Annotated in this window: 6 protein-coding genes; all 6 read left to right on the top strand. The window is 61.9% G+C overall.

All coding sequences use genetic code 11. From position 1 onward, the window contains the following. The coding region (locus ACVCAM_RS26200; protein WP_135726288.1) for a HepT-like ribonuclease domain-containing protein at nt 1–327 on the top strand (327 nt) is incomplete at its 5' end. Continuing rightward, nucleotides 317–673, top strand: a complete 357-nt coding sequence (locus ACVCAM_RS26195; RefSeq protein WP_000215515.1) for a cupin domain-containing protein — start codon at nt 317–319, stop codon at nt 671–673. The genes ACVCAM_RS26200 and ACVCAM_RS26195, both read left to right, overlap by 11 nt. Before the next feature lie 254 nt (nt 674–927). Beyond that, nucleotides 928–1254, top strand: a complete 327-nt coding sequence (locus ACVCAM_RS26190; RefSeq protein ID WP_003100858.1) for a hypothetical protein — start codon at nt 928–930, stop codon at nt 1252–1254. Beyond that, nucleotides 1251–1751 (top strand): hypothetical protein, encoded by a 501-nt coding sequence (locus tag ACVCAM_RS26185; RefSeq protein ID WP_003100856.1) that lies wholly within the window; start codon nt 1251–1253, stop codon nt 1749–1751. Before ACVCAM_RS26190 ends, ACVCAM_RS26185 begins: the two co-directional genes overlap by 4 nt. Continuing rightward, nucleotides 1748–2119: a hypothetical protein gene (locus ACVCAM_RS26180; protein ID WP_021243030.1), complete on the top strand. Its 372-nt coding sequence runs from the start codon at nt 1748–1750 to the stop codon at nt 2117–2119. The genes ACVCAM_RS26185 and ACVCAM_RS26180 overlap by 4 nt, the downstream gene beginning before the upstream one ends. Next, a partial coding sequence (locus ACVCAM_RS26175; protein ID WP_021243029.1) for a recombinase family protein occupies nt 2113–2664 on the top strand: 552 nt, incomplete at its 3' end. The genes ACVCAM_RS26180 and ACVCAM_RS26175, both read left to right, overlap by 7 nt.

The following is a 2664-nucleotide window of genomic DNA, read 5'->3' as shown; positions in this document are numbered from 1 at the left end:
GGGATGGCCAAGGACGACTTCTTGGCCGACAAGCGCACCCAGCAGGCCGTCATCATGAGCCTGATCGTCATCGGCGAGGCGGCCACAAAGGTGATGGATGGCTACGTCGAGTTCACCCAGGCGCATGCCGACGTGCCGTGGCGCAGCATGCGCAATATGCGTAATCGCATGGCTCACGGCTATTTCGACATCAACCTCGATGTGGTGTGGGAGACGGTACAGGAATGGCTGCCGGCGTTGCTCCAGCAATTGCCCGCCGTGCGTCAGGATGCCGACGATGAAGACCGTAACGACAACTGTGAAAGAGGGATCTCCGATGACTGTTGAATCGAGAATATTTTCTGTAGCCGAGTATGTTCAGCCGTCCGAAGGCGAGCCTATTCGTTCCGTTGTGCTTGAAACCCGAGACTCAATTATCGTGGTTTGGCATGTCCATCCCGGGCAGGAAATTGCGGCTCACATTCATCCTCACGGCCAAGACACGTGGACTGTTTTGTCGGGAATGGCTGATTACTTTCAGGGCAATGGGATTGTTCGTGCCCTCAGGGAAGGTGAGATAGCCGTGGCAAGACCGGGCCAAGTGCACGGGGCGCGAAATACAGGTACCGAGCCATTTGTGTTAGTCTCGGTTGTGGCATCAGCCAATGCCGGTTTCGTATTGGCTGAGCGATAGAGCCCAATCTCTGGAGTTGGTCCAATGAGCGGTCGGGGAGATAGGTAACAGACATGCAGCGGACACGGCTGCTAAACCAGGTCGCAAACCTCCTTGCGTCGCAGCGTGCCGCAAGCGACGCGATCAATCGAATGGGGTCGGCATGAGACTGAACACCATCCAGTTCCCGACCGCGTAGCCGCCTGTCCTGCCGATCAGGTCTTGACCATCGACGCCTGGGATCAGTCCTGAATGTTCTTGGAGACCACTACGTTATGAGCCGCAGCCGCCGCAAAACACCCATCGTCGGGCACACGACCTGCGGCAGCGAGCGCGAGGACAAGAAGCTCTGGCATCAGCGCTGGCGCACCCGTGAGCGCACGGCGCTGACCAGCGCGTCGCCCGAAGCCCTGAGCGCCCATCTGCCCCTGCTGGAAAACCAGGCCAGCAGCGTCTGGTCGATGGGCAAGGATGGCCGCTCCTACTGGCCCGTCAAGCGCCAGGCCGCCACGGCGGATCGCATCGCCAATCACAAGGGACGCAACCCGCAAGAACGCGCCTCCCTGAAAAAGCGCCTGCTGCGCAAGTGGATGAGCAAATGAAGCTCTCCTTCCATCAGCACATTGCGCTGTTCTGGATGATCGGTGCTCCGGGCGTCTTCGCGCCCGTGATCGAGAACGCCAAGCGGCCCGATGCCGGCGCCGTCATGGCGTGGGGTGTCGCGATCGTGGCGGTGATGATCCTCTTCACCCCTTTGCTGCTGCGCTGTCCACCATTCCGGCGCTGGTATGGCCGGACGGATGCGCTGTCGGAGCGGCAGCGCCAGGCGCTTGCCGAGCGCGGCCTGCGCCGCTACTACCAGACCGCTTTCGATGACGGCTACGTGCCCCGCGTGATGCCCTACGTGTGGCGCATCATCTGGACGGTCGGCGGGTTGATGGCTGTGACCGCCGTACTGCCTACCAACACCGGACGGCCAGCCTTCGATGCCTTGGTGGTCTTCTCGACCTGGTATCCGATAGGCGTGATGCTGCTGGTTTTCGCGTCGAGGCCCCTTGGCCGGTTGATTCGCCAAAGAGCACAGGAGCGGCGGAAATGAGCACGTCAACCATCGAGGCGCTGGCCAGCGCCTGGGCAAGGATTGCCGAGGAAGCGGAATTCCCCGCTGACTACGAGGGGACTGCCACACCACAAGCGCATCGGGCTAGCGAAGCTATTCAGGAGCAGATTCGGGAGCGCATCGTCGCCACCAACGACATGCGGCTGTTCAGCCTGCTGCACCTGCTGAGTCAGGCGTCGCTGCGCATGGAGCAAGCGCTGTGGCCGGAGGATTACGAGCGGATGACGCGCGAGGTTGAGGAAGCCCTGCGGCAAGCCACCGACGCCAACGCCAGATCGTACACCCACGAAGAAGTGATGCAGGCGATGCAGGAACGCATCGACCGGGCGCGAGACAAGCCATGTTGATTGGCTATGCGCGCGTCTCGACGCAGGATCAGAACCTGGAGCTGCAACGCGAAGCCTTGAGCAAGGCCGGATGTAAAAAGGTCTTCGAGGACAAGGTGAGTGGCACGCGGGCAGACCGGCCTGGCTTGGCCAAGACGCTCGAAATGCTGCGCGAAGGCGATACTTTGGTCGTCTGGAAGCTCGACCGGCTGGGCCGGTCGGTCAAGCAACTGGTCGATCTGGTCGGCGATCTGCACAAGCACGGTGTCCAGTTCAGGAGCCTCACCGACTCCATCGACACCGGCACACCATCCGGGCGGTTCTTCTTCCACGTCATGGCGAGCCTTGCCGAAATGGAGCGCGAGCTGACCGTCGAGCGCACCCGCGCCGGGCTGGAAGTCGCCAAGCAGCTCGGCCGCAAAGGCGGCCGCAAGCCGAAGATGACCGACAGCAAGATCGAGTCGGCCAAGAAGCTGCTGGCCAGCGGGGTGCCGCCCAAGGACGTGGCCAAGAACCTCGGCGTGTCCATTCCGACGCTGTACCGCTGGGTGCCAGCCTCCACGCAC

It is taken from the genome of Enterobacter sp. CFEC122, from assembly GCF_052983755.1.
This window is presented reverse-complemented; position numbering and strand designations above follow the sequence as displayed.

What these genes read in the sequence shown, in the direction of transcription:
- ACVCAM_RS26195 (WP_000215515.1), top strand. Translation starts at nt 317, where the DNA reads ATGACTGTTGAATCGAGAATATTTTCTGTAGCCGAGTATGTTCAGCCG.
- ACVCAM_RS26190 (WP_003100858.1), top strand. Translation starts at nt 928, where the DNA reads ATGAGCCGCAGCCGCCGCAAAACACCCATCGTCGGGCACACGACCTGC.
- ACVCAM_RS26185 (WP_003100856.1), top strand. Translation starts at nt 1,251, where the DNA reads ATGAAGCTCTCCTTCCATCAGCACATTGCGCTGTTCTGGATGATCGGT.
- ACVCAM_RS26180 (WP_021243030.1), top strand. Translation starts at nt 1,748, where the DNA reads ATGAGCACGTCAACCATCGAGGCGCTGGCCAGCGCCTGGGCAAGGATT.